General features: G+C 65.0%; 4 protein-coding genes. 2 read left to right on the top strand and 2 right to left on the bottom strand.

The window, feature by feature from the left end; translation table 11 throughout:
* Window positions 1-29: 29 nt before the first annotated feature.
* Together JNN06_RS07100 and dtd are read left to right on the top strand one after the other, a co-directional pair.
* A complete protein-coding gene (locus tag JNN06_RS07100) occupies window positions 30-953 on the top strand; it encodes a carbohydrate kinase (protein ID WP_291238899.1) in 924 nt (307 codons plus the stop codon).
* Window positions 950-1,390 (top strand): D-aminoacyl-tRNA deacylase, encoded by a 441-nt coding sequence (gene dtd, locus JNN06_RS07105; RefSeq protein WP_291238900.1) that lies wholly within the window; start codon window positions 950-952, stop codon window positions 1,388-1,390. The genes JNN06_RS07100 and dtd overlap by 4 nt, the downstream gene beginning before the upstream one ends.
* A 17-nt stretch (window positions 1,391-1,407) precedes the next feature.
* Here dtd and JNN06_RS07110 read toward each other — a convergent pair whose 3' ends face one another.
* Window positions 1,408-1,941: a hypothetical protein gene (locus tag JNN06_RS07110; protein WP_291238901.1), complete on the bottom strand. Its 534-nt coding sequence runs from the start codon at window positions 1,939-1,941 to the stop codon at window positions 1,408-1,410.
* Between the two features lie 66 nt (window positions 1,942-2,007).
* Window positions 2,008-3,894, bottom strand: coding sequence for an acyl-CoA synthetase (locus tag JNN06_RS07115; protein WP_291238902.1), 1,887 nt, complete (start codon window positions 3,892-3,894; stop codon window positions 2,008-2,010).
* Window positions 3,895-4,098 lie beyond the last annotated feature (204 nt).

Here is a 4,098-nt window from a genome sequence, read left to right on the forward strand (position 1 = left end):
TAAGCGCCAAAACGATTTGGGAGGGTGCCATGATTCTGAGCTGTGGTGAGGCGTTGATCGACATGCTGCCGCGCGAAAGCACCGCCGGCGAGGCCTGTTTTGCCCCCTATGCCGGGGGCGCGGTGTTCAATACCGCCATCGCGCTGGGGCGTCTGGGCGCGCCATCCGCGTTCTTCTCGGGCGTCTCGACCGATATGCTGGGCGAGATTCTGGCCGAGACGCTGGAGGCCTCCAAGGTCGATACCAGCCTGATGGCGCGCTCGGGTCGGCCCACGACCGTGGCCTTCGTGAAGCTGGTGAACGGGCAGGCCACCTATGCGTTTTATGACGAGGGCACGGCGGGGCGCATGCTGTCGGTGGACCAGCTGCCCGCGCTGCCTGCCGATGTGGAGGCCTTGTTCTTCGGCGGCATCAGCCTGGTGAACGATCCCGCCGCCAGCACCTATGAGGCGTTGCAAGCGCGCGAGGCCCCGGCCCGCGTGACCATGATCGACCCGAATATCCGCCCCGGCTTCATTGCGGGCAAAGAGGCGGAATATCGCGCCCGGATCGAGCGGATGATCGCGCGCGCCGATCTGGTGAAACTGTCGGATGAAGACCTGCACTGGCTGATGGGCGCAGGCGATCTGTCGGCGCTGGCCCGTGACATCCTCGCCAAGGGGCCGAAGGTGATGTTCATCACCGAAGGCGCGGCAGGCGCGCGCGCCGTGACCGCGACGCAAGACCGGTTCGTGGCGGCCACCAAGGTGACCGTGGCCGATACCGTGGGCGCAGGCGATACGTTCAACGCGGGCGTGCTGGCGGCGCTGCATGAGGCGGGCGCGCTCAGCAAGGCGGGCGTTGCCGCGCTGCCCGATGCCGTGCTGGACGCGGCGCTGAGCCTTGGCACCCGCTCTGCCGCCGTCACGGTCAGCCGCGCCGGGGCCAACCCGCCCTGGAGGCACGAGCTGTGAGGGCGGTTGTCCAGCGCGTCAGCCGCGCCAAGGTCAGCGTCGAGGGCGTGGTGGCGGGCGAGATCGGCGAGGGTCTGATGATCCTTGTCTGCGCCATGCAGGGCGATGGCGAGGCACAGGCCGATCAGCTGGCCGCCAAGATCGCCAAGCTGCGCATCTTCAAGGATGAGGCGGGCAAGATGAACCGCTCGGTCAAGGACATCGGCGGGGCCTGCCTTGTGGTCAGCCAGTTCACGCTGGCCGCCGATCTGCGCGGCAACCGCCCCGGCTTTTCCACCGCCGCCGCCCCCGCCGAGGGGCAGCGGCTCTATGAGTATTTCACCGCCCGCCTGGCCGCCGAAGGGCTGGCCACAGCCAATGGCATCTTCGGCGCCGATATGGATGTGGAGCTGCTGAACCAGGGGCCGGTGACCATCTGGATGGACACCGCCCAGTAGCTTGGACGCAACAGGCGTCAGTTGAACGGGTTGCCGTCGCTTTCCTGCCCCAGCACATTCACGCATTCGATCAACGCATTGATCGAGGCAGCCGAGCCCGACAGCGAATAGCTTTGCACATGGCTGCCATCCTTGCTGCCCAGATGCAGGCTGCGCCCCTCCACCACCTCCATGAGGAAATTGGTCGAGGCATCATCGCCCGGCAGGTTGAACAGCACCGAATTCTGATACAGTTCGGCATTGGTCAGCGACCAGGGCGACCGGCGGTCCACCTGCACGTTCAGATCGGCCGAGCCACCGCCCGAGAAATCCCAATCCGAGGAATAGAATTGCAATTTCACCGGATTGGCCGGATCGGCCCAGATCGAGAATGTGTCATCGCCATCGACGACCTGCGCCACGCAGGAAATGCTGCCATCGTCGAAACCGACAATCTCGACCATCCAGTTCTTATGGGTGAACAGCCGTTCTGACACCGGCTCGGCCAGCAGAGGGGTGGCCGCAAACAGGCCCGCTACCAGAACAGCACCTGCAAAACCGCGCCGTGCCATGAAAAATCTCCCGCAAATCAATCTGCGATCAACATTTCTTGAACGGCGCGATTCCTGCAAGAGGGATCAGGCCTTCCACTCCCAGGCGCAGGTGAATTTGCCCAGGGTTTCAGCCACCTTGCCCTCATCCGCCTGCGGCGAGAGCCGCGCGACCAGACCGCGTTTCTTGTCCTCGGCCACCTCGACCACCCGCGCGGCCAGACCGGCCTCGGCCAGCGCGGCATCATAGATGCGCGAGATGGCCTTGCGGCGCAGATCGGGCTTGAACACCTTGCCCACGGCGGTTTTCGGCAATTCGTCGAGGATTTCAATGTGCTTGGGCACGGCGGCGCGTTCCTGCACATGGGCCTTTGCATAGTCCATCAGCTCGGCCACGGTGACGGTCGCGCCCTTCACCAGCTCCACATAGGCGCAGGGCAGCTCGCCCGCATGGGCATCGGGCTGGCCAATGGCGCCGACAAAGCCCACGGCCTCATGGCCCATCAGCGCTTCCTCGATCACCGCCGGGTCGATGTTGTGGCCGCCCCGGATGATCAGATCCTTGGCGCGCCCGGTGATATACAGATAGCCCTCGGCGTCGATCCGCCCCAGATCGCCGGTCCGCAGATAGCGGCCTTCGGCAAAAAGGCAGCGGTTCTTGTCGACCTCGGTATAGGTCGAGCCCTCGAACACGCCGGGATTCGCCACGCAGATCTCGCCCACCTCATCGGTGCCGCATTCGCGGAACCCGCCCGCGCCATCGGTCGCCAGAATGCGCACATGGCAATAGGGGAAGGGAATCCCGACCGAGCCGATCTTCTTGGCCCCCGATGGCGGGTTGCAAGAGACAAGGCAGGTGCATTCGGTCAGGCCATAGCCCTCCACGATCTGCACGCCGGTAGCCTTTTCAAACCGGTTGAACAGCTCGACCGGCAGCGGGGCCGAGCCGGAGAAGGCACCGCGCAGGCTGCTCACATCGGCATTGACCGGGCGCTGCATCAGCGCGGCCAGCGCCGTGGGCACCGTCACGACATAAGTGACCTTCCAACGCTCCACCAGCTTCCAGAAATTGTCGAACACGCCTTCGCCGCGATAGCCCGCAGGGGTCGGGAACACCACATGCGCGCCGCTGGCGATCATCGACATCAGGATCGGATAGACCGCGAAGACATGGAACAGCGGCAACGGGCACAGCACGGTGTCGGTCTCGCCGAACAGCAGCCGGCTGCCCAGCCAGCCGTTGTAAACCATGCCCGAGACCTTGTGCTGCGCCACCTTGGGCATGCCGGTGGTGCCGCCAGTGTGGAAATAGGCCGCCACGCGATCCTCGCGCGCGTCCGTAAAGGTCAGCCGGTCGGCGGGATGGGCCTTCAGCTCGCTGCGATAGTTCTTCACCGTGGCATGATGGGTGGCCGCGCCCTTGGGCCGCAGGAAATGCGCTATCCACTTCTTCGGCGGCTTGAGATAGCGCAGAAGGTCGATCTCCAGCACGGTTTTCACCGAGGGCGCATGTTTCACCGCCTCGGCCACCTTTGCCGACAGATCGGTCTTGGGGAAGGCGCGCAGCGTGACCACGACCTTGGCGCCGGTTTCGCGCAAGATGGCGCTGATCTGCTCGGGCTCCAGCAGCGGGTTGATCGGGTTCACGATCCCCGCCACCATGCCGCCCAGCAAGACCTGCACGGTTTCCGTGCAATTGGGCAGCACATAGGCCACCACATCACGCTCGCCCACGCCCAGGGCGCGGAACAGGTTGGCGGTCTGCGTGACACGGCCATACAGCTCCGACCAGCTGAGCGTCTCGCCCAGATCGCTGGGGGCCGAGGTCAGCTGATAGCTGAGCGCCGCCCGCGCGCCGTGTTTCGCGGCAGTGCGGCCCAGAAATTCATGGATGCTGCGCGGCAAACCCCGGTCGGCCCATGGCATCTCGGCCTCGATGGCCTTGATATCGGCCAGCGTCGCAAAACTTCCCATCATCATCCTCCCTGCCCCCGGTTTGCCCCGGGATGCCTCCTGCCGTTCAAGATGCGCATTGCGCCGCCCTGCCGCAAGCAAGGATCACCATTTTGCCGTGACGTTCCGGGACGGGACGCCGCGTCGAAACAGGAAGGGGGGCCGTCTGCCCCCCTCTTGGCCTGCGGCCAATTCACCCCCCGAGGATATTTGGGAACAGATGAA

This window comes from Gemmobacter sp. (assembly GCF_016792925.1).
In the GTDB taxonomy this organism is placed as follows: domain Bacteria; phylum Pseudomonadota; class Alphaproteobacteria; order Rhodobacterales; family Rhodobacteraceae; genus Gemmobacter.